Annotated in this window: 20 protein-coding genes; all 20 read right to left on the bottom strand. The window is 51.6% G+C overall.

Going from position 1 to position 22,681, the window contains the following annotated elements:
• Position 1: 1 nt before the first annotated feature.
• Positions 2–1,312, bottom strand: coding sequence for an ABC transporter substrate-binding protein (locus AC0YNV_RS05405; protein ID WP_475766472.1), 1,311 nt, complete (start codon positions 1,310–1,312; stop codon positions 2–4).
• Positions 1,313–1,559: 247 nt separating this feature from the next.
• Entirely contained in the window at positions 1,560–2,453 is an 894-nt protein-coding gene (locus AC0YNV_RS05400) for an AraC family transcriptional regulator (RefSeq protein WP_475766470.1), read from the bottom strand.
• A gap of 305 nt (positions 2,454–2,758) precedes the next feature.
• Positions 2,759–3,160 carry an Rrf2 family transcriptional regulator gene (locus AC0YNV_RS05395; RefSeq protein ID WP_475766468.1) on the bottom strand — a complete coding sequence of 134 codons (402 nt, stop codon included), beginning with the start codon at positions 3,158–3,160 and terminating at the stop codon, positions 2,759–2,761.
• Positions 3,161–3,252: 92 nt separating this feature from the next.
• On the bottom strand, positions 3,253–3,828 hold the full coding sequence (locus AC0YNV_RS05390) for a TetR/AcrR family transcriptional regulator (protein WP_475766466.1): 576 nt from the start codon (positions 3,826–3,828) through the stop codon (positions 3,253–3,255).
• A 187-nt stretch (positions 3,829–4,015) separates the two neighbouring features.
• Positions 4,016–4,969 carry a D-2-hydroxyacid dehydrogenase family protein gene (locus AC0YNV_RS05385; protein ID WP_475766465.1) on the bottom strand — a complete coding sequence of 318 codons (954 nt, stop codon included), beginning with the start codon at positions 4,967–4,969 and terminating at the stop codon, positions 4,016–4,018.
• A gap of 168 nt (positions 4,970–5,137) precedes the next feature.
• Positions 5,138–6,241 carry a mandelate racemase/muconate lactonizing enzyme family protein gene (locus AC0YNV_RS05380; protein ID WP_475766463.1) on the bottom strand — a complete coding sequence of 368 codons (1,104 nt, stop codon included), beginning with the start codon at positions 6,239–6,241 and terminating at the stop codon, positions 5,138–5,140.
• Between the two features lie 37 nt (positions 6,242–6,278).
• On the bottom strand, positions 6,279–8,561 hold the full coding sequence (locus AC0YNV_RS05375; protein WP_475766461.1) for an AraC family transcriptional regulator: 2,283 nt from the start codon (positions 8,559–8,561) through the stop codon (positions 6,279–6,281).
• A gap of 93 nt (positions 8,562–8,654) precedes the next feature.
• On the bottom strand, positions 8,655–8,825 hold the full coding sequence (locus AC0YNV_RS05370) for a hypothetical protein (protein WP_475766459.1): 171 nt from the start codon (positions 8,823–8,825) through the stop codon (positions 8,655–8,657).
• Positions 8,826–9,017: 192 nt separating this feature from the next.
• Entirely contained in the window at positions 9,018–9,437 is a 420-nt protein-coding gene (locus AC0YNV_RS05365; RefSeq protein WP_475766457.1) for a Rieske (2Fe-2S) protein, read from the bottom strand.
• A gap of 26 nt (positions 9,438–9,463) precedes the next feature.
• On the bottom strand, positions 9,464–10,552 hold the full coding sequence (locus AC0YNV_RS05360; RefSeq protein WP_475766455.1) for an amidohydrolase family protein: 1,089 nt from the start codon (positions 10,550–10,552) through the stop codon (positions 9,464–9,466).
• Positions 10,553–10,618: 66 nt separating this feature from the next.
• Positions 10,619–11,665 carry an amidohydrolase family protein gene (locus tag AC0YNV_RS05355; RefSeq protein WP_475766453.1) on the bottom strand — a complete coding sequence of 349 codons (1,047 nt, stop codon included), beginning with the start codon at positions 11,663–11,665 and terminating at the stop codon, positions 10,619–10,621.
• Positions 11,666–11,690: 25 nt separating this feature from the next.
• Complete coding sequence (locus AC0YNV_RS05350; RefSeq protein ID WP_475766451.1) at positions 11,691–12,785, bottom strand: amidohydrolase family protein; 1,095 nt, start codon at positions 12,783–12,785, stop codon at positions 11,691–11,693.
• Between the two features lie 35 nt (positions 12,786–12,820).
• Entirely contained in the window at positions 12,821–14,329 is a 1,509-nt protein-coding gene (locus AC0YNV_RS05345) for an extracellular solute-binding protein (protein WP_475766449.1), read from the bottom strand.
• A 54-nt stretch (positions 14,330–14,383) separates the two neighbouring features.
• Positions 14,384–15,262 (bottom strand): carbohydrate ABC transporter permease, encoded by an 879-nt coding sequence (locus AC0YNV_RS05340; protein WP_210045420.1) that lies wholly within the window; start codon positions 15,260–15,262, stop codon positions 14,384–14,386.
• 36 nt (positions 15,263–15,298) lie between these two features.
• On the bottom strand, positions 15,299–16,156 hold the full coding sequence (locus AC0YNV_RS05335) for an ABC transporter permease (RefSeq protein WP_210045458.1): 858 nt from the start codon (positions 16,154–16,156) through the stop codon (positions 15,299–15,301).
• A gap of 474 nt (positions 16,157–16,630) precedes the next feature.
• Positions 16,631–17,638, bottom strand: a complete 1,008-nt coding sequence (locus tag AC0YNV_RS05330; RefSeq protein WP_475766446.1) for a Gfo/Idh/MocA family protein — start codon at positions 17,636–17,638, stop codon at positions 16,631–16,633.
• Positions 17,635–18,666, bottom strand: a complete 1,032-nt coding sequence (locus AC0YNV_RS05325) for a Gfo/Idh/MocA family protein (RefSeq protein ID WP_475766444.1) — start codon at positions 18,664–18,666, stop codon at positions 17,635–17,637. The genes AC0YNV_RS05330 and AC0YNV_RS05325 overlap by 4 nt, the downstream gene beginning before the upstream one ends.
• 56 nt (positions 18,667–18,722) lie before the next feature.
• Positions 18,723–19,580, bottom strand: a complete 858-nt coding sequence (locus tag AC0YNV_RS05320; RefSeq protein ID WP_475766442.1) for a carbohydrate ABC transporter permease — start codon at positions 19,578–19,580, stop codon at positions 18,723–18,725.
• 14 nt (positions 19,581–19,594) lie between these two features.
• Positions 19,595–20,542, bottom strand: coding sequence for a carbohydrate ABC transporter permease (locus tag AC0YNV_RS05315; RefSeq protein ID WP_475766440.1), 948 nt, complete (start codon positions 20,540–20,542; stop codon positions 19,595–19,597).
• 72 nt (positions 20,543–20,614) lie between these two features.
• Positions 20,615–21,889: an ABC transporter substrate-binding protein gene (locus AC0YNV_RS05310; RefSeq protein WP_475766439.1), complete on the bottom strand. Its 1,275-nt coding sequence runs from the start codon at positions 21,887–21,889 to the stop codon at positions 20,615–20,617.
• Between the last annotated feature and the right edge of the window lie 792 nt (positions 21,890–22,681).

Raw genomic sequence — 22,681 nt, 5'->3', positions numbered from 1 at the left:
GTTACTTGACTGTTTGGGCTTCATCCAGCTTTTTCTGCATCTCTTCGGCTGCTTGCGGAAGCACGTCGCCCGGCGATTTCATCCCGACGCCCTTCAGCGGATTCACGATATCCGTATAGGTCTGGGTCATGTCTGAAGTAATATCATCGTAGGCGTTATTGCGGACATAGACCGGTTTCTTCGTCGGCTTCGCTCCCTGATCATAGAACACCTTCAGCGCCTCGTTGTCGAGCAGCTTCTGATCCTCCCAGATCTTCGGAATCGGCGGCCCCCATGTCAGCTCCTCCGCCACATCCTGGCCGATCTCCGTGCTCGACATGAACTTCATGAATTCCCATGTCGCTTCCTTATGCTTCGATTTGGCATTCATAAACCAGCTGACGATGTCGGCCCAGGCGTAATCCTCTCCGCCCGGCACTTTCGGAAACGATACGGCTCCCCATTTGAACGTGACATCCTTCAGCGAGTTATAGCCCCACAGCGTCCCCATTGTCATGCCCACCGTACCCGAGCCGAACGCGCCGTTGTCGCCGGTCATCGTCTCCGAGATGGACGACGGAAGCACGCTCCCATCCTTCATCAGCTGCTGGCCGAGCTCGTAGGCCTTCATCGTTTCCGGCGAATCCAGCACGCCCTTCACCGTAAGCCCGTCTTCACTGATCATATCGCCGCCGTAATTCCACACGAGCGGCGTACCCGTAAGCAGCGAGTCGCCTGTTGCGATATCGGTGCCGAACACTTTCTTCTCCCCGTTCGTCACAGACTTCGCGATGCTGCGGAAATCATCAACCGTCCAATCCTCCGTCGGATAAGGCACCTGCGCCGCATCGAACAGATCCTTGTTGTACAGGACAACAGAGCTGGAATAGTCGCGGGGCAGTCCGTAATAATGGCCGTCCGCACCCTTCAGTCTAAGATCCGTTATCGGCTGAAAATATTGGTTCATATCCCACCCGCTCGCTTCGATGAATTCGTCGATAGGCTGAATGTAGCCCCGGTCGAATTCATTGCCGGGGTACCAGCCTACCCACATATCGGGACCCTTGCCTGCGGCGAACGCCGTGTTCAGCTTCTCAAAATAGCCTTCCTCCGGAATATTGGCCATCTTGATCCGGATATCCGGATGGCTCTCCTCAAATTTCTTGACCAGCTTCTCGTACAGCGGCTGCCAGTTCGCCAGGTCGGGCTGCCAGAATACGATTTCCGTCTTCCCTCCCGAGCCGCTTCCATTGGAGTCCTTCGTACAGCCTGCCAGCAGGCCCAGCACCAGTAAACATACGATCAATAGATGAATGTTTGTTTTCCTCACCATGAACCTCAACCCCTTTTTAAAGAGTGTGCTGCTTCCTTCTTTTACTCCGCTTGCCACCTGCATATCTTTAATTAAAGCGCTTTCATTTTGCATTTCCATCATACCACCGCTGCTAATCGGCCGTCTTGCTAATAAGCACACTTCCCTTGTCAAAAACGGCTGGATTTCATATCCGCTGTATGTTTGACCTGCCGTTTTGAATCCCTCAAAAAAATAACCCTCCCTGCAGGAACTTTAGAAGGGTTCATCATTTATCGGATTCAGCGGAAAGCGCCATTGCTCTCTCTCTGGTCAGGGCAAGCACAGACGCCTCAGCCCGGTACTCCTGCGGGGTCATGCCGACTATCTGTCTGAAAGCCCGGTAGAACGGAGTCAGGCTCTGAAACCCGCAATGCAGACAAATCGTCATCACCTGCATGTCCGAGGTGATCAACAGCCGCTTGGCTTCATTGATGCGCAGCTGGGTCAGGTATTCCTTGAAGCCCTCGCCCAGCATTTCCTTGAATAGGTGGCGCGTCCGCGACGGACTGAGCATAAGCACGCGCGCGACATCCTCCAGCTCTATGGGATCACGGAAGTTCTCCTTCATGAAGGATAATGCGGGATTCAGTTTATGATACAGGTTAACGACCCGGTTAATCTCGCTCTTGGGCGTGTCGCTGCCATAGTGCCTCAGCAGCAGCGTACAGATTTGGAGCAAGCCGCCGCGGAGCATATTTTTGTAGCCGGTTCTCCGCTCGCGGTACTCCCTTTCCATCGAGAGGAGTAAGCCGCCGATTTCTTTGGCTGCAGGTGTATGGGCCGGAATGTGGTTATGGAACTGAGTCGGATTGTATACGAAAGGAAGGAGCAGCTCCTTCTCGCCCTGTTCAATGAATTCGGGATCGAAATACATAAAGGAAAAATGGCTGGGGTCGTCCCCATCGGACTGGGCGATATGCCGCTCCATATTATTGACGACGAATACATCGCCGGGCATGACGCGGAATTTTTTCTCGCCGAAATAAAACCAGCCTTTACCCGTATGACAGTAACCGATCTCAAGCGGCGTGTGCCAATGAAAGGTCTCGACCATCGTGCTTGGAGTCCATTCCTGGAACATAATGGGAAGGTCTTTTTCAAACTCGTATCTGAATTCCATGCCGATCCCCAACTTTTCGTCGAAATTGACTTCCTTTGTCTGTATGATGCCATCATAGTATGGCTGCCAAGCTCAAAGCAATACTGCACCGGAGTACACTGAAAATATAAAAAAAACAGCCGCCCCACCGTTAATCGCTTCCGCTTGTTCGCAATTGCTCGTATTAAAAACGTCACCACGCCCGCGTAATCGATAATTCGCTCAACAATAATGCCGATTGACCGTACCCTGTGATCTTCATTAGTCATTCACTTTTCTGGAAGAAATTATTTGTGCAATAATTTGCACATTTTCAGTAAAAAAATTTATTCCACCAAATCCGCGATCGTATAGTTCCCAAGCACCTGCGTGACCTGAACATTGATATCGGTCATGATCCGCGTAAAGGATTCCCGGACTTTCGCGCCAAACAAGCCTTCTCCGGTCGTGTCGGCCATCCGTCCCCATTGCGGGTCTTCATTATGAAGGGACTGGTATACTTCGAACAGGGTGATCTCCTCCGGCCGTTTGACCAGGCGATAGCCTCCGGACCGGCCCTGCTTCACATCAATCAGGCCCGCTTCCGCCAGTTGCGATAAAATCTTGCGGAGCGCCGTCGGCTCGCAGCGGATAAGGCCGGCGATTTCGGCGCTGGACCATTGGTCCCGACGCGACGCGAGCGCGATAAGAGCCTGCACTCCGAATCCGAAGCGGGTCAACTGAGCCATCGGGTGCTGCTCCTTTCTTTGGCTTAATATGCAAATTGCAGCACACTTAATTTAGATGTTCAAGGACGGGCTGCTGCAAGCATCAAAGCCTCTTATCTTTCCAATATAGCAAGGGTTGTGTCGATAATCCCTATCAATTTCTCTTTATCATCCGTTGTCTTAACCAGAACGCGCATGCCTATCCACGCATTGTTCAAGTAATAAGCCAGTGATTCGGCATTGTGATGATCAGCAATTTCGCCTGTATTCTGGCCGAGTGTGACAAGCTCGAGCAGCAGCTTCTCGCCACTGGCAAAGCTCTCATTCACTTTGATTGCCACTTCAGAATCATGCTGGGCAAGTTCAACGGCAGAATTGACCGTCAAGCAGCCTCTGGGCCCTGATTCTGCCATCGCGCTAAATTCAAACAACTGCCGGATAGCCTGTTTGGCGGAAGCGGTATTTTTGATCAATGACCTTGTCTCTGCTCCTATAGCTTGATCATAGCGTTCCATTGCTTTCATGTACAAAGAATGCTTGTCGCCAAAGGTATTATAAATGCTCTTCCTGTGGACGCCCATGGTCTCCACCAGATTGCTCATCGATGTTTTTTCATATCCTTGAAACCAAAAAAGACCCATTGCCTTATTAAGCACATCGTTAACTTCAAACTCTCTGTTTCTGGACATACCAACAGCTCCTTTACTGCTATTATACCCAATATAGAACGATCGATAAAGAATAAGAAATATCCAATCCTTCCAAGCTGCGACCGTTCAGATCAATCCGAAAAAGCGGCTGCCCGCCGGCGTTCAGGGCAATTCCCCTGAACCGGCAGCAGCCGCTTGTTCAGCGGATGAGAGGAATGAATTCCCGCTAGCCGAGAACATTCACGGGCGATCCATTCAAATAAGCATCAATGTCTTCGACAATTCCGCGGAAGAAGCCGCGGTAAGCCGCTTCAGTAACATACCCGATATGCGGCGTCGCCAGCACATTGGGCAGTGTGCGGAGCGGATCATCCGCAGGCAGAGGCTCCTGCTCGAACACGTCCAGTCCGGCTCCGGCAATTGTGCCGCTGCGCAGCGCTTCAATCAGCGCATCCCGGTCAACGATCGGCGCACGCGAGGTGTTGATGAGGTAGGCTGACGGCCGCATGAGCCCGAGCTCCCGTGCTCCGAGCAGTCCTCTTGTGCGATCGCCAAGCACGAGATGAATCGAGACAAAGTCGCTGCTCTCGAGCAGCTCCTCCTTCGAGGAAGCCAGCTTCACACCCGCGGCGGCAGCTTTTTCCGCGGTCAGATTTTGGCTCCATGCCGCAACCTCCATGCCGAACGCTTGTCCGATCCGCGCGACATTGCTCCCGATATGACCGAGTCCCAGCAGGCCGAGACGCTTGCCGAGAAGGTCGATGCCGACCGTACTCTGCCAATGCCCAACGGAACGAAGCGCCTCATTCTCCTGCACAAGTTTCCTCGCCAGTCCCAGAATAAGCGTCCATGTCAGCTCCGTCGTGCCTTCGCCTCCCCCGCGCGTCCCGCATACGACTACGCCGCTGTCCGCCGCGGCGGCCAGATCGATGGAAGCATTGCGCATTCCCGTCGTCACCAGCAGCTTCAGACGGGGCAGACGCTTGAAGAGTCCGCTCCGAAAAGGAGTGCGCTCCCGCATTATGACTACAATCTCGCAATCTTCGATCGCAGCTGCCAGCTCGTCCTCATTCTCGAAATGGGTATGGAATACTTTAACATCCACCCGATCGGCGAGCCCCGTCCAATCCGTCATGGACATGGCAACCTGCTGATAATCGTCAAGCACAGCGCATTTCATCTCATATTACCCCTTCCCAACCGGATCTGCTCTCATAATCGCATACTGCCGGGCGTTTGCCAAGCGTCCTTCGACCTGCGGCATGGGCAGATAACAGCAAAGGGCACATCCTTTAAGGATGCACCCTTACCGCACAGCAGCCATAACTATTCTTCTGCAGGCTCAGGTTTATAGTCGGCTAATCTGGTAATCAGCCTTATCCAGCCACTGCTGATTGATCTCAACACCCCAGCCAGGACCCTTGGGAATCTCAACGGAGCCGTCAACGACCTTGAGCGGAGGGCTGAAAAGCCCGTCTGTCCAGGCATTGTTCCACTCTATCGTATATTCCATAAACCGGCCGGCGTTGGGAATGGCTCCCAACATATGCAAAGTAAATACCGTGACCATCGAGAGATTCGATGAATGCGGCGTACACGGGATTCCGGCTTCCTCCGCCATCTTCGCCACCTGCAGAGCGCGGCTCAATCCGCCCACATAACAAACATCGGGCTGTACAATATCGACGGCCCGCATGGCAATCATGCGCCGGAACTGGGCCAGATCCGTATCCTGCTCTCCTCCGGTGACTGCCAGGCTCAAAGCCTGATTCACCTGCTGTGTCCATTCCAGCTCGGGATAGGGACATGGCTCCTCATAGTGGCAAACGCCGTACTGCTCCAGCATATGACCTACCTCGATAGCCCGCTCAGGGGAGAAGCCGCTGTTCGCGTCCACATACAGCAGGGTATCCGGACCGATCGCTTCGCGCACAGCCGGAACAATGGCTTCCGTTCTGCCAGGCCAGGCGTCAACATCATGCCCGAAGGGATTGCCGATGCGGATTTTGAATGCTTTGAAGCCATGGGATTGCTTTAACCGCTTCAGCCTCTCGGCTTCCTGCTCGGGGGTGATGGACCGGCTCATGCTGGAGCCATACACCTCGACAGCTGTTTTTTGGCCGCCCAGCAGCTCCCGCACGCTTTTATTCTGGATTTTCCCATGGAGATCCCACAGGGCCGTATCGACCCCGCCTACCGCACGGCATATATAAGATCCCGGAAACTTATGCTCGCCTTCAATGCATTTCTCGGCCAGCGGAGCGATATCCTCCACCCGGCTCACATCCGCTCCCAATACATAGGGACTGACTTGCTGGTGAAGCACCAGGGCGGCGATATTGGCATGAATATAGGGGGCCGTCTGCCCGTAGCCTTCTCTTCCGTCGTCCGTCCGGACTCTGACAATGCTGATTTCCTTTGTTGTGAAGGTCTCAATACTGGCAATTTTCATTTTGGAAAACCTGCTTCCTGGCTAAATTTTTAATCCCTTACCTGAACAACGTCCGGTATTGTCCCGGGGTCATGCCAACGATTTTGCGGAAAGACCGGATAAAATTCTGAGGGTTCGTATAATGCAGCTTTAAAGCGATTTCAACAATCTTCAAGTCGGTTGATTGCAGCCACTCCTTGGCCTTGAGCAGCCGGTATTGGGACAAGTAATCGGCGAAGCTCGTGCCCATTTCCCGGGAGAACACCCTGCTCACATAATGGGGATGGTAATTCACCCTGGCCGCGCATGCATCCAAGGTCAGCATTTTATCATAGTCGGCGTGGATGATCTTGATAATCTCATCCGATATCCTGCGGTATTGCGTTTCCTCCCGCTGCGTCAAGAAACGGATAACCGGGAAAATGATGTTGTCGCAAAACCAGTTCTCCACCTCGAGTCCGGTCTTCAGATGCAGCAGCTCGCCGAATAATGAGCGGTTCTTGTCATCGATCAGATTCCACGGCAAGCCGGAATCCTTCGCTATCCGGACCATTTCGCCGAGCAGCAGAGACAAGGAAATTTCGTATTGGTTGCAGCCGATTTTGTTATCTGTTACCTCAGAGATAAAGCGGTGCAGGATCTCCTGCGCTCTGCCGGCATCCATGCTCTTGACCGCTTCAACGAGCTCCTTCTCCGTCTCCTGCGGATATTGGATGGAGCCGCTGGAGCGGAGCTGCACATCCTCGATGAACAGGATCACCTCCTGCCCGAGCTGAAGCCTGTATTTCAAAGCCTCCTGGCTTTCCTTGAAGGCTGCCGGAGCTGCCCCCGGCGAGCGGATCTCGCGGCTTACGCCTATACTGATTTTAATATGCAAATAGGAGCGGACCGCTTGTTGAATTTTCACCGCCAGCCCGAATATCCAGTCCTTGAAAGCCCCGTCGCCCGGCTTGGCGCTGTCTATGAGCACCCCAACCGTATCCTGAATGATGACGGAGCCGATTCGTTGCCGCTCCGCTACAATTTCCCGCAAAATATTATCGATCGCAAACAACAGCAGGCTGCGGTCCTGCTCCTTATAGCGGGTGCCTTCCAGCGTATCGATCTCAACCGCCAGTACGATCGAACGCTCAAGCTCCGCCGGGAGTCCATGAAACACCAGGCCCTCTTCCATTTCTTTACGCCTCAAGTCCCCCTGGAACAGCTTGAAAAAGAAATATTCCTTCAGCAGCTTGATTTGTCCTTCAATTTGATTCCCCATTCTGAATTTGGACTGCGTGAGCCGCTGGACGCTTAGTTCAATCGATTCAAACTCGTTTTTGTGAAGCAGCGAATCTTCGCCCGACTCCGCAAGGACAGAGGTATACAGCTTTCTCACCGGACGGTAGATCCGGCGCGAGCCCAGCCAGGCAATAATTAAAGTCAGGGCGCAGATCGTCAGACACGCGACCAGGGTAAACCACCCGATGGCCTTGGAATCCCGGGTTGACTGCGCAATGGAGACCGAGGATACATATACCCATCCGTTATAAGAGGACTGGCGGTACGAGAGCATCACGTTCCCTTGTCCCAGCTCTGTTTCGAAAGAGCCGATTTCCTCCGTATGGCTTTGCAGCAGCTCCGTAATTTGTCCGGGCTGCATATCCGCATCCTCCACATCCTCCCCGTCAAGCGCAATGACCCGTTTATCCGCATCCAGGATCATCATTGCCCCGGGCATTACATTCTTGGACAGAAGCTTGCGGATCTCGTGGATGGGGATTTTGCTGACCAGGAAGCCATCCGGATTCGATGAGATGATCGGCATCCGCTTTATCAAATTTACGGTCTTCACGCTGACCAGGTCATCACCGTCTCCGGAAACGGGCTCTCTGTTAATCGTCCACTGCGAAATCGCCGGCATTTGTGCATAATCCTGCAGCAGATCCAGGCTTTCTTTATCGATCTTGTTGAAGAAGCCGCTGTTATTGATCAACCAATTCTTCTCGATATTGTATAGAAAGACATCAAAGATTCCGAGCCCCTGTGCCTGCAGCTTGTATAATCCGTCTCTGATTTGCTGAAAATCCTGATACCGCTCCTTCTCCATTTCCAGTTCCATGACGGAAATCGTCAGCGGAGAATGGATAAACTGGTTGGTCACCGTATCGACGGTTTTCAACACCTGCTCCACCCGGAACTGCGTTTGCTCGAGTATCCGGCTATTCCCTTCGTTCACCTTCTTTTGAATTTCCACGGATGCCTTGGAATAAGAGAAGAAGCCGAGCATCAATACCGGAGTCATGCCTATAAACAGACTGAATAAAAAAATGTTCACGAGATATTTGGATCTTGTTTTCATAATTGTCTCCGATTATGAGAATTTCTCATTGGACATTGATCTTCCTGTTTATATTGCTCATGACAAGTTCCAAGCTGTTTCAGACATTATTATTCAGTAAAAGATCCGGCTGCGCATGCGGAAGCGTCTTCCGATACTCGCAAGTGTTACAAGCGTGTTATACCGCTTGTCACTTGTCGGACAAGCTGTTGTATCCGGAATTTTGATTTTGGATACCTTTGGTGCAATGCTGTCCACAATAAACACCGCGGGTAGCATTGTCACCTCGGTGCAAAACCATCCACGGTATGGATGTGGTTGGTTTTGCACCTTTAGCTGTTAAATTCGGGGTACAAAGGTCGTAAGTGCAGGCTTCCGAAGCAGCTTTCTTACGAAAGCTTTCAGCCTACGCTTCTCCAGACGATTTCCGCCTGCTCCGCAGGTTTATCACCGGACTTTAATCTAAATAGGCAGTTACTAGATATACACGACCACTTTCGCCTCTTCGACCTTCACCTCGTATGTCTCTACTGAAGGGGATTCCTCTTCCACATCCGCATCCGCGTCTGCTTCGACGGCAACCTGATAGGTCTTGACCAGACATTTATGCGGGTCAAAAATGGACTTGCCGTTCTGAATATCAAACTCCCAGCCATGCCAGGGGCAGCGCAGGATCTCGCCTTCCCGGCCGTACAGGTATTGTCCCGGCTCAGACGGCAATGTCATTCCCGTTACCTTGCCCGCGCACAGCGGAGCGCCTTGATGCGGGCAGCTGTTTTTGAGCGCGTAATACGTACCGCTCACATTAAACACGCCAACCGAGCGTCCCTCGACCGTCAGAATCCTGTTCGTGCCCGGCGGCAAATCCGCTGCTGCTCCAATCACATGTCTTCCCATCTCTGAACGTCCTCCCTGCAGTTTGATTATAAATTGTACAGCTCTCTGGCATTTTCGAAAAAGATCCGTCTGTGCATCGCTTCAGGCAGCTTCGGAAAAGCGTGCGTCGGCGAATCGAAATCCCAATGCGGATAATCGCTGGCAAACATCAGAATATGCTCGGCATCCATCATCTGCAGCATTTGTAGAAGCTCCTTGTCGTCGTCAGGACGTTCCAGCGGCTGGGAGGAGAGCCGTACATGATCCCGCAAATAATCGCTGGGGCGGCGCTTCATCCATGGCACTTCGAACCGCAGCGCCTTGTATTCGGCATTCAGACGCCAGATTAAGCCGGGCAGCCATGAGACGCCGCCCTCTGTCAGGACGATCTTGAAGTTCGGAAACCTCTCGAATACGCCCTCCGTCAGGAAGCTTACGAGATGGGCTTGAAAGCCCAGGGACAGGCAGGTATGCCATTCGATATAATGAGTCGGGTATCCGGGGGTAGGCTGAATATTAATGCCCATTCCGTCTGTACCCGGATGGATAGCGAACGGCAGGCCGTGGCGTGCGCACGCTTCATAAATCGGATAATACTGCCGCTGGCCGAACGGCGCCCGCGCACCGGAATCAGTCATGACCTGGACAAAATGCGGATGACCTGCCCAGCGCTCGATTTCCCGTGCCGCCGCCTGCGGATCCTGGTGATTGACTGTAATCGAGCCTTTGAATACGCCGTCATGATTGTATTTACTAAGCCAGGTATCGGCCAGCCAGTCATTATAAGCAGCCGCGATAGCGGTTCCAAAATCAGGGTCAGGCTGCAGGTTGCAAAAAGCCCGCGGCAGCAGAATGGCATGTGCGTGGCCATATTTATCGATTAACTGCTCCCGCAGGAAATCGGGATCCGATCCCGTTGGGCCCCCCTGCGGCGGGGTAGCGTCCAGGCGCGCGCCATGTACCGGATTTCCGAAGAATCCGCGCGTGCTTCCATGATAGCGGTCCCTCCATGGCTGGGCCATGTAAGAACGAATTTCTTCTGTATTTCTGGGAGAAGGATGTACGTCACAATCAATAACGCCATACTTCTTGTTCTCTGTTCTCTTCGTCACACCGGTCTCTACCTGCTGCTCCATTGAGTTCCCAACCTCCTGATCAAAATAGGGTTCATCCACATTCCTGCAAGCGTGTACACAATTGATTTACAACGAATACCATTGCCTTGCATTCTCGAACAGCATCTTCGATTCCCACTCGGCCGGCAAGCGCGGCAGCGAGGCTTCCGGCGATACGAAGTCGCTTTCCGGATAATCGGACGAAAACATCAGCAGATTATGCGCATCCATCATATCCAGCACCGCGAGCAAATCCTCGTCCTTTTCAGGCCGCTCAAGAGGCTGTGTAGTGAACCGGACATGATCGCGCACATATTCCGACGGTGCCTTCGTCACCCAGGGCACTTCCGAACGAAGCCCCTTCCACTCCTGATCCAGCCTCCACAGCAAAGCCGGCAGCCAGGTGACTCCGCCTTCGGCAATAACGATCTTTAGCTTCGGGAAGCGTTCGAAGGTACCTTCCGTCAGCAGGCTCACCAGGTGGGACTGTACCGCAAAGCTGAACCCCGTGTAATATTCCGTGTAATGCGCGGGATACCCGATCCATACGGGCTTGTTGACACCAATGGACTCTCCTCCGGGATGGATCGCCACCGGCAATCCATTCCGCTCTGCCGCTTCAAAGATCGGGTGATACTGCCTTTGTCCGAAAGGTGCCATCGCGCCGGTGTCCATCTGGATCTGAACGAAATGCGGATGATCCGCCCAACGGTCGATTTCCCTGGCCGCCGCCGCGGGGTCCCGGTGGTTGATCACAATAGAGCCTTTAAATACGCCGTCTGCATTGTACTCACCCAGCCAGGTATCGGCCAGCCAGCTGTTGTATGCGGTTGCAACCGCGCTTGAGTAGTCCGGATCATGATCCGCCGTCAGATGCGCCTGTGTCATGATAATAGCCCGGTAGATGCCCATCCGGTCAATCAGCTGGCTCCTCAGAAAATCGGGATCGCTGCCCGCAGCGCCTCCCCCTGGGGGCATCTTATCGACAGGCGGGTTTGGGTTTTTGTAGTAAGTGTTTTTACGGATGCTGAATCGGTGCTTCCATGGCTGCTCCAGATACGCTTTGATCTCGTCAGCGCTGCGCGGACAGACATGGACGTCGCAATCGATCAATCTCGACGGGCTGCTGCTCATAGCTGGTTCTCCCTCCTTCGCTTGCCTACAAGCGATAAAGCTCACGGGCATTTTCATGATAAATGCGGCTCCGCAAAGGTTCAGGCAGCTTCGGGAACGCAAGCCGCGGGCTGTCGAAATCCCAATGCGGGTAATCGCTGGAGAACATCAGTATATGCTCGGCGTCCATGATCTCCAGCATCTTCAGCAAATGGCGGTCCTGTTCCGGCCGTTCAATCGGCTGCGAGGTGAAGCGCACATGATCGCGTATATACTCGCTTGGTTTCCTGCTCAGCCAGGGAAGCTCCTTCTTGAAGCGCCCATACTGCGTATCGAGGCGCCAGAGCAAGGCCGGAAGCCAGGACACGCCGCCTTCCACCAATACGACCTTCAGTTCCGGGAAGCGTTCGAACACGCCCTCTACCAGCATACTGACAAGATGCGTCTGATAGGACAGAACATGCAAAGTGCTCCATTCGATATAATGCGTCGGATACCCCGATGAGGGGATGGAGGTGATGCCGGTTCCGTCTGCGCCCGCATGCATGGCAAACGGCAGACCCAGCCGCTGGCACGCTTCATAGATAGGATCGAACTGCCGCTGACCGTATGCGGCTGCCGATGCCGAATCGGTAACGACCTGCACGAAATGCGGGTGGCCCGCCCATCGTTCGATTTCCCTCGCGGCTCCGGCCGGATCTTGAGTCGAGACACAGATCGATCCCTTAAACACATGATCATGATTGTAGGCATCAAGCCAGGTTTCGGCAATCCAGCCGTTCCATGCCGCCGCAAGCGCAGTGGCGAATTCGGGATTCGGCTGCGGATTGGTGAATGGTCGCTGGATCAGAATCAAATGATCCATCCCATATTCGTCAACCAGCTGCTTCCGCAGAAAATCCGGGTCCGAGCCGACTGGCAGTCCGCTTGGCGGATTGGCATCCGTCCGGTTGACATAGGTGGGATGTCCGTACAGATCCCGTCCGCTCATGGCAAAGCGGTTCTGCCATCCGGGTGCAATATGCCTGCGGATTTGATCGGGATGCTGCGGTGAAACATGTACATCACAATCGATTATTCCCTGCTTCTTCGGAGAAACGGTCTCTGGCGCGGAAGGCTCATGAGCGGTCTGCTGATTCATACCGGTACATCCCTTCTTCCTTCGTTAATCAACCCTTATTTGTTCTCTTTGGCGTATTCAGCGGCATATTCGTCAAGAATTTTTTGCCCGCCGCTCTTTAACCATTTATCCACTTCCTGCTTAAATCCTGCTTCATCCAGCTCGCCGAGAATAAATTTAATCTTCGCATCATCGATAATTTTGGTTAACTGCGCTCCTTTTTCCGTCATGGTTTGCGAGATTAACGCAATTGCCGGGTCCTGCACGGATATGCTCGCCATATCGGCATAGGTCTCGTTCACCTTCGTATCCAGCGGGGAATTGCCCGTCAAATCGGCATTCTCGCTGTCGAGCCTGAGAAACTTGAGCGGTTCGACCTCTTTATTATACAGCACTTCATCAATGCTGACGTTCTTGCCGTTCTCAACCTTGTAATGGACGCCCTCGATGCCCCACTTCAGCAGCGTTACCACTTCCGGAGTTTGCATCTTTTCGAAGAAGGCAAGAATATCCCGCAGCTGCGCCTCCGTCTTCACGCTCGTTTTGGAAAACATATATCTGGCGTTGTAGCCGAGCGCGGCGAGCAGCCGTTCTCCCTTGGGGCCCTGGATGCGGTAAGCGATGTCGATCTCCGCCTCCGGCGTATGGGTTCTGATATCGAGCTGGCGCTCGGCGGAGTTGAAGTTGGCCTCAAAATACATCCCTGCTATGCCCTTCCTGATCAGGTCGACCTTCTGCGCCGTTTGAGTCAGCACAAAATCCGTGTTCATCACTTTATCATCATACATGCGTTTGAAGAATTTCAAGGCTTCCACATATTCCGGGGTCATAAAATCAGTCGTGAATTTGCCGCTCTCGTCCCTGTTGAACTTGTTGGGCGCTCCGTGCCAGGCAAGCACAATATTCAAACCGGCAAGCGAAGTATCGGTGGCAAACCCGATCGTGTCGTCCTTGCCGTTCCCATCAGGATCACCCGTTTGAAACGCTTTGGCCATCTGATAGACATCCTCGATCGTCTTCGGCTCCGAGAGCCCCAGTTTCTTCATCCAGTCCTTGCGGTAAATGACCGTATCAACCCCAATGGGCTGCGGGCGCGGAAGGCCGTAATCCTTTCCGTCGATCTTCAAATTATGATAAGCCAGCGGATCGATTTTGCTCAGCAGGGGATAATCCTTCAACAGGGGTCCGATCTCCCAAAACATCCCGCTTCGCGCGCTGCTGACGATGGTTGCATTCATCGGCTGGCTGACGAACATCGCCATCGGCATATCCCCTGATGTGACGGACACATTCAGCTTCTCGGAATAAGCGGAGCTTGGAATCCATGTAATATCCAGCTCAGTGTTGGTCAGCTCCTGCAGCTTCTTGAATACGGCTGCGTCGGGCTTGGGCGGTTCTGCCGCGTAATAGATGACCATCATGCTGATCTTCGTCGGACCCTTCTCCCCGGCGGGCTGATTCCCCTCCGCAGGCGCATTGACGTTCCCGCTTGAACAGCCCGCAATCATCATCGTGACAGCCAGCATAAACAAACAAATACTTCTCATGAATCGGTTTCGTGGCATACGAACAACCTCCCTAATTGGTATGCGTAAAGATGATGCCGTCCGCAAGCAACGTCATCCTTTTACCGAGCCTAACATGACGCCTTTGGCAAAATGCTTCTGCAAAAACGGATACACGCACAAAATAGGAACTGTGGCTACGACAATGACAGCCGTCTTGACGGTATCCGGAAGCGTATACATGACATTGGTCGTCGCGACCGAATCCCCGATCCCTCCCTGAGAGAGAAGGACGATCTGCCTGAGCAGCACCTGTATCGGCCATTTGGACGAATCGTTGACATACAAAATCGCCTGAAAAAAGGAATTCCAATGCGCTACGGCATAGAAGAGAGAAAAGGTGGTCAGCGCCGGCATCGACAGCGGAATGACAATCCGGAATAAAATGCCGTAATCATGGCAGCCGTCTATTTTGGCCGATTCCTCCAGGCTTTCGGGCAGCTGCTGAAAGAAGTTCTTGAGCACGATCAGATTAAAGGCGCTGATGGCGGTAGGAATGATCAGTGACCAGTATGAATTCAGCAGCCCCAGCCATTTGACGATCAGGAAGGTCGGAACTATCCCGCCCCCGAACAGCATGGTGAAGGTCACAAGAAACAGGATGGTGCTGCGCAAGGGAAGGTCCTTGCGGGCAAGCGGGTAAGCCATAAGCGATGTCAATAGAATATTGACAAACGTGCCGACCACGGTAATCAGAATGGTATTGATCAGGCTGGTGAACACCGTATCGGTGGAAAATATATACCGGAAGGCGTCCAGTGAGAAATCAACCGGGAATAAGACGAATTTGCGGTCAATGATGGCATTCTCGTCCGAGAACGAAACCGCCAATACATGAATAAACGGAATGATCGTAATCAGGGAAATGAGAATCAACAGCGTCTGGTTCGCGGCATTAAACAGCCGGCTGCTCCAGTTCTTGTTTTCGATCAACTGCGGCGACCTCCTTTCGACAGACAGCGGGAAAGATTAATAAATGCCTTCTTCGCCAAACTTCTTGGCGGCATAATTGGCGCCAATGACGAGAATCAAAGCAATCAACGATTTGAACAAGCCGACAGCCGTGCTGTAGCTGAACTGCCCTTGAACGATGCCGTACGTATACACATAAGTATCGAAGACTTCTGCCACCTCCCGATTCATCGCATTCATCATGAGGAAGATTTGCTCGAAGCCGGAGTCCATGAAATTCCCAAGCCTCAGAATAAGCAATATCACAATGGTGCTTCGTATGCAGGGCAAGGTGATATGCCATAGCTGGCGCATCCTGCCCGCCCCGTCGATCCTTGACGCCTCATAGAGCTGAGGGTCAACTCCGGCAAGAGCGGCCAGAAAGATAATCGTTCCCCACCCTGTTTCGCGCCAGATCACCTCCAATATAATTAGAGAACGAAACCAGTCGGAGCTGGCGAGAAAATTGATTTTGTTCCAGCCCATGGAGGCAATCAGCTCATTCACTATTCCCGCCTCGGGTGTCAATAAAATGTATACGATTCCAGAAATAACGACCCAGGACATGAAATGGGGAATGTAAATCAAACTTTGCACCCAGCGCTTGAGAATCTGATTCCTCAGCTCATTCAGCATCAAAGCAATCAGAATCGGCAGCGGGAAGAAGAAAAACAGATTATACAGGGCAAGCAAAATCGTGTTTCGGAACAGCAGCATGAAATCGGGATCATTGAAGAAGTTGACAAAATGCTTGAATCCGACCCACTTGCTGCCCGTCACGCCGAGGAATGCGATATAGTCCTGGAAGGCAATGACCATCCCCCACATCGGCAAATACTTGAAGATCAGAAAATAGATCAACCCCGGCAGAATCATGGTGTAAAGCCAAAAATATTTCTTAAAAGCAGCGAGCTTTCTTCCGGTAGTACGCTGCGGTCCCCCGCCGTAAACAGCTGCAGCTTGCGAGGATAAATTGGCGGCTTCGTTCTTCAATACGGGTCCCCCTTTCTAATGAACAGCTGGCTTTGCTTGAAGGAAGAATTTGGTCCATCATAGTCAAAATGCCAAATTATCGTCAATAATCATCTGGTAACCTGTTTGACAGGACTGGCTAAAAAAGCCGCTGGCGGCTCTTCGAAGGGGCAAAAATATGTTTTTTCCTTCACGTTGATCGAGTTGATGTAAAAATATACGTACGACAAAAATCCCTGTATCCGAAGATACAGGGACCATTTATTTTATTAAATTGGCATCTTGATCTCATGTCAAGTCGGCCCAGCAAGGAATGTAGTCATTCCAAGCCCAGCGGAAGCCTATGATCCCAGATACTTTATTTTTCATCCAGCTTTTTTATGAATGGTTTCCCGGTACAACCCCATCGGCAGCCAACGTGACGGTATCCTTCTGCTTCGCCGAAGCATAGGCTGCAAGCGCAACCTCAATGGCGCGCATCCCGTCAACGCCGGTCACGGATGCCTGCTTGCGCCCTTCTCCGATTCCGGTTATGAAATCTTCGACAAGGCCTGTATCCATGTCGTCACCCCAGAATGCATGCTTAAAGCCGTTATCATCGGAGAATACGTTGATTTTCTGGTTCATTGCATCGAGGGAAAGCGTGCCTGCCGTACCAACGATCTCCAGTGTGACATCCCCCCAGGTGGGGTAGCTGCGGTTCCGGTTCCAGCTGCAATCAAGCGTCGAAAATATGCCGTTATTGAAGGTCATAGTGATGATTCCGGTATCGTCAATCGGCGTATCGTATACGAGATTGTCAATTTCAGCATAGACCTCTGTGACCTCTGCACCGGTAAACCAGCGCATGATATCAACGACATGAACGGTATGATCGATAACGGCGCCGCCGCCGGACAAGGCAGGGTCGATAAACCAGCCGCCAGGATTCTGTCCCCGGTTGGTGCCCTTCATGGCAATAATGTCACCCAAGCTGCCGGAGTCGACAATCTCCTTGGCCCGCCGGACCGACGTGCTGAATCGGACCGGGAAGGCCGTCTGGAGCATGACGCCATTCTCCTCACAGACCGCAATCATCTCGCGGGCATCCGCCAGTGTGGTGGCAATCGGCTTCTCGCACATGACGTGAATACCGGCTGCAGCCGCCGACACCACATGCTCCTTGTGACGGATATTCTCCGAAGTTACGATAACGCCGTCCAGTCCCTGCTTCAGAAGCTGCTTGTAATCGGAATAATAGACAGTCCCGAACTCGGCGGCGTATTTCTCGCCGCGCTCCCTGTTGTCATCTGCAATCCCGGCCAGTTTGACACCCTCTATGCCTGTAAGGGCGTGTGCGTAGCTGTAGGCATGCATATGGGCGAAGCTGATAATCCCTATCTTCATCGTGAACCCTCCCCGCTCCGGATGTTGACTGCCGACTCGGCACCAAGCTTAACCGGTTTGCCTGATTTCATGGATTCGATAGCTGCAAGCGCGATTTCCATCGCCTTGAAGGCATCCTCGGCCGACACACGCGGCTCGTCGTTGTTCGCAATACAAGCCAGGAAATGCTTCAATTCTTTATAATAAGGACTTTCTTTGACAGGGCTTTCCGGCACGGCAACGCCACCGATGCCTTCCTTGGCCACGCGGCTTAAAGCGATAATTGGCTTATCCCTTGAGCTGTCATAGTCGATGACGCCTGTTTTGCCCGCCAGTTCGAACTTCATCGCGAAGCCGTCATGGGCCCAGGACCCCTCAACATGGGCGATTGTGCCGTTCTTAAACCGCAGCGTTACGAGTGAATAATCCAGCTTATCCGGCGCTGTAGGATAAAGGCCTCTCGCGTTTACCCGCTCAACCTCGCCAAAATACCATCGCAGAATATCAAAATCATGAATGATCAAATCAAGCGTCAATCCTCCGCTTAAAGAGAAATCGTTATACCAGTTGTTCCACCCCGCAGGGAAGCCGCCGCCCCTGCTCGTCCGGGCTACGGCCACAGGACCGACGGTGCCTGCATCGAGCAGTTCCTTGGCCCTTTCATATTCATGGAAAAAGCGCAGCACATGGCCGACGAACAGTCTGACGCCCTTATCCTTGCAGTAGTCGATCATCTCTCTCGCAGACTCGAGCGTACCCGACAGCGGCTTCTCACAGATGACATGCTTGCCTGCATCCGCCGCTTTCATCACAAATTCTTTATGGAGAAAAGTAGGCAGGCAAACGTCAATAACATCAACCTTGTCCAAGTGATTGAGCGCCTCTTCCAGTGAAGGGAATACCCTGGTACCGACACGTGCTGCAAGCTCCTCGCCTCTCTGCGGACTTATTTCCACGATACCGGCAAGCGTTACGCCCTGCATCTGCGAGTAACAAATCGCATGGTTGCCGCCCATGGAGCCCGCCCCGATCAATAATATATGCATCATTGCCCTTGTCTCCTTTATGGTCAGATGAGACTGCTTTTCCAGCAGTAGATAGGATTTTATCCTTTAATACCGCTCATGGCAATCCCTTCAATAAAATAACGCTGGAAGAATATAAATATCAGGATAATGGGGATGGTTGCCATTACGGCCGCGGCCATCAGCAGCGGATAATCCGTTGAATGCTGTCCTTGAAACGTTGAGATTCCTATCGAGAGCACCCGCATTTCATCCTGACTGGTCATAATCAGCGGCCACTGCAGATCATTCCAGGAGTTCAGAATCGTGAAGATCGCCAGTGATACGAGTGCCGACGTTGACAGTGGCAGATAGACTCTGCTGTAAATACCGAAATAGCTGCAGCCGTCAATCTTCGCAGCTTCTTCCAGCTCGCGGGGAAGACCCATGAAGAACTGGCGCAGCAGGAAGGTACCGAAGGCGCTGAAGATGCCTGGAATGATCAGCACGTAGAAGCTGTCCAGCCAGTTCAAATTGCGCATAATAACAAAGCTTGGAATCATGATAACCTGGGAAGGAATCATGAGAACCGACAGCATGATAACGAAAATGACGGATTTGCCCGGGAACCTCATGCAGGCGAACGCGTAGGCGGCCAGAGAGCACAATACGAGCTGGCCTGCGGTTCTCCCGGTCGTCATCAGAAAGGTATTGAGATAATATCGGCCGAAGTTCACCTTATCCATGACGTTCGCGTAATTTTCGATATGCAATTTGACAGGGAACCATACCGGAGGAACCTGCATGGATTCCGCAAACGACTTGACTGAAGTGGAGATCATCCATAGAAAAGGGAGTATCATGAACACCGCACCGATGATTAGCACAATATGAACGGCCAAATGTCCGGAACGCCGGGGTTTGGCCTGGGATTGAACAGCCGCTTGGGTCTGAGCCATTTCGAACCCCTCCTTTATTGGTAATGAACCCATTTCTTCTGAAGATACATCTGGACAATGGTGAAAATCAGAATGACAAAAAACAGGATGAATGCTTCAGCAGATGCGTAACCCATGTTGAAAAACTTGAAACCATTCTCCCATATGCTATAGACAATTGTCCGCGTGGAATCGAGCATGGAATCGTTCTTTCCTACAAGAATAAAGATCAGATCGAATACCTGAAACGAGTTGATAAACGAAATGACCGTGACGAAGAAGAGACTCGGTCCGAGCAGCGGGATGGTGATACGGAAGAATTGATACACCTTACTGGCTCCATCAAGAGAGGCCGCTTCGTAGTAAGAGGCGGAGATGCCCTGCAGGCCCGCAAGCAGAATAACGGCGCTGTATCCAATTCCGCTCCATACACTGATCATGATGATCGAGAATAATGCGATCTTATCATCGAACAGCCAGTTCGGCTGCGGAAGATGCAGGCTGCCGAGCACATAGTTAATCAGTCCGTACTCCGAGTTGTACAGCCATTTCCAGACCATGCCGACGGCAATCGGCATGGTGATGACAGGGATGAAATAAATCGTACGATAGGCGATCATGCCGCGGATCTGCGAATTCAGCAATGCGGCGAGAACAACCGCAAAGGCACAGGTAAGCGGTACAGTCCCGATCGTATACAGCAGCGTATTCAGCATTGCTCGCAGGAACACTTCATCATGCGCAAGCGCCGTGAAATTATCGATTCCGATAAACACCGGCGTCGACAATCCGTCCCACTGCGTGAAGGACAGATAGAGCGATACCAGAGAGGGCGCAATATAGAAGATGCCAAGTCCCAGCACAACCGGTGCAATGAATAAATACGCCCACATGGCTTCATGTAACGCTAGTCCAGAGAATCCGCGCTTCCTGCGCATGCCTTCCCGCACGTGGCCCTTTGCCTGCGCGTCCAATTCCATCATGCAATCGCCACCCTTTCCGTTTGTGGTGAAACAGGTGAAAAGAGAGGTCCTTTCACCTGTCCGACAGCAGTATCATTGTTTCTTTTCTTCGGAGAGAATCTTGTCCATACCCTGACCGATGGCCTTCAACGCGTCTGCCATGGATTTCTTGCCGAGGAAAGCATCCTGGATTTCCTTGGTTTCAATTGCCTGCCACTCGGCTGTTTTCTCCGATACGGGATAAGGTACACCGAAGGCCAGGGAGTCGACGAATACCTTAAGGTCCAGGGAAGGAATTGACTTCAACCAACCTTCTTCCGTTCCCTTGAGAGCGGGGATACTGAAGCCGGAATCGGCAAGATTCGTATTTCCTTCTTTACCGGTCAAGACTTTAATGAGATCCCATGCATCCGATTCATTCTTGGTGTTATTGTTGATGGTCCAGCTTAGACCGTGCACGATGGAAGCCTTTTGCTTGCCGGCGGGCAGTGCAGCAACCGCCAGCTTGTCGCCAAGCAGCTCGTAAAGCTCGGGACCATTAACGGACAGCCCCGGGTACATAGCCGCCTTGCCGGATCCGAAGAGCTGGATAGCCTCCGTCTCCAATTGCTGCTGTTGGTTCGGCGAGTAACCGTTCTTCATGAAGCTGTCCATCCATTCAAAAGCGGATAGGGCTTCGGGCGTATCAAAACCGGATTTGGTTTTGTCGGGATTCAGCACATAACCTCCTGCCTGGGAGATAAAGTTGTAGTAACCGTTCTGGCTGGAGGCAGGTGCGATAAAGCCGTAAATGCCGTTCGCTTTATCCGTCAGCTTCGGGGCGTTCTCGGTAATGGTGTCCCATGTCCAGGTTTCATCTGGATATTTGACTCCTGCTTTGTCGAAGATTTCTTTGTTGTAATAGAGGCCTACGGAATCCAGGAAGTAAGGAACGCCGTACAGATCGCCGCTGTACGTGTATAGATCTACCAGTGCAGGCGTGTAAACGGAAGTATCGAAACTATCTTTTTCGATCAAAGGCTTCAAGTCTTTAATAAGGCCCGCGGAGGCATAGGCATAGATGTTCGGACCATTCATCCAGAAGACATCGGGGCCGCCCTTGCCAGCCAGACTGGTTTTCAGCTTAGTCCAATAATCGGCAAATGGTGTATATGTCACTTTGACGTCGACATTAGGATGATCTTTCTTATAGAGGGCGATAGTCTTGTCGATGAAGCCTTTGGCATTCTCATCCCACAGTGCAACGTTAAGCGTCTTTTTGCCATCGGTTCCACTGGAACTGCCGTTGGAACCGTTACCGCTGCAGGCAGCAAGAATAGAACCCGCCATCACAAGCATGACCAATAAAGAAATTGCTTTCTTACTCATCTGAATACCTCCTATAAAATAGAATTAAGGCAGCTGAAAGCTAATGAGAAAAAAGTTGCCAGACCCGATGTATGCCGGATTTTCACCTCCTTAAAAAGGATGAAATCATATCTTTATCCTCCCATTGGATTAAGTGGGCGGTTGTAAACAAATAACAAGCAAATACTTCACTTCGATTTCGGAAGAATGTAATTGATCTTTATATACTTTCATTATTCGGAAAATTAAGAAAATAGAAACTTGCCGTCACATTATGCCAGCCGGGATTCTATCGTCGCATCATGAAGAGCTTAGCTGAATTATATGCCTTCCAGGAAATTCATGTCAATATATTTTACATAAATACCCTTATAAACTTTTGTTTTTCGGATATAGTTTACATATAATTGACATTGAAATCACTGTTTCTATCCTGAAGTCCTGACAGGTTTCGCAGGTGAATGTCATGTATATGGTCTGGACGAGAGCAAGCCATTGAATATCTTCCCTTTAATATGCTAATAGATAGGATACAAACGATAGAAAAAGGTAGAAGGATACGGGAGCTGTATGAAATAAGATAAGCGGATTATATTTTGAAGCGGTATAAAGTTAATCCATTCATTGGATTATGTATTCAAAAAAAATAAAGCGCTTGCAAGATATTTTATCGGCAAATCCCTCTATTGTCAATATTTAGATTTCCATCCAGTTTCAATTTGTTATTGCCGATATTCTGCACTATCGGCTACTATTGGCTGTAACACGAATGCAGCATTTTCACTATACACTCATATTCCGGAGGTACTGCCA

It is taken from the genome of Paenibacillus sp. JT31N11, from assembly GCF_056269285.1.
The sequence above is the reverse complement of the archived record's forward strand: the minus strand, read 5'-3'. Positions and strand labels throughout refer to the sequence as shown.